Origin of the sequence: Gordonia sp. HS-NH1 (genome assembly GCF_001418765.1) — a bacterium.
Classification (GTDB): domain Bacteria; phylum Actinomycetota; class Actinomycetes; order Mycobacteriales; family Mycobacteriaceae; genus Gordonia.
Genome location: NZ_LIYC01000122.1, coordinates 1 through 588, shown reverse-complemented (window position 1 = coordinate 588; position 588 = coordinate 1). Strand labels below are relative to the sequence as shown.

Annotated in this window: 1 protein-coding gene; it reads right to left on the bottom strand. The window is 63.9% G+C overall.

All coding sequences use genetic code 11. The features are described from left to right. On the bottom strand, positions 1-424 hold a 424-nt coding region (locus tag AMD30_RS24330; protein WP_156354436.1), incomplete at its 3' end, for a helix-turn-helix domain-containing protein. Positions 425-588: the final 164 nt, after the last annotated feature.

Genomic DNA, 588 nt, shown 5'->3' with positions numbered 1-588 from the left:
CCGCGCAGAACATGTGCAGCCCGCCGATTACGGCCCAATCGATGACCAGGTAGTCACCCGGAGCCCACACCGCCGGGCGGCGGCCACGATGATGATCACGGCGCCACTGTGTTTTCTCCTGGGCGACGAGACGACGGAAGTTGCGGGCCGAGCCCTCATAGCCCGCGGCACGTGCTACCGGCAGCAGTCGCTTGGCGGTGATCCGGCCGTGTGACCGCTCGACTCGCTCAGCGACCAACTCGGCGACCGCATCGTAGTTGCGGGCCCGTTCCTTGCGGTCGGGTGGTTGATCGTCGGCCTCGAACCGGTCGACCACACGCTTGACGGTCTTGTGGGTGGTGCCGCACACCTCGGCTGCGGCGCGATAGCTTCCGAGTTCTCGGTAAGCAGAAATGATGTCCATACGGTCCTTCGCAGACTTCAATGGAACTCCCAGGCGGTGATGGTGATCGGTTGGCACCTTCACCGTCATCGCCTGGGCCCTCAGTTCCGGGTCGACACGACGAACACAGGGTGGGGACTTTTATCTGGCCACCAGCGGGGACCTCGACCTGGCCACCAATGGGGACTTTCTCATGGCCATGGACA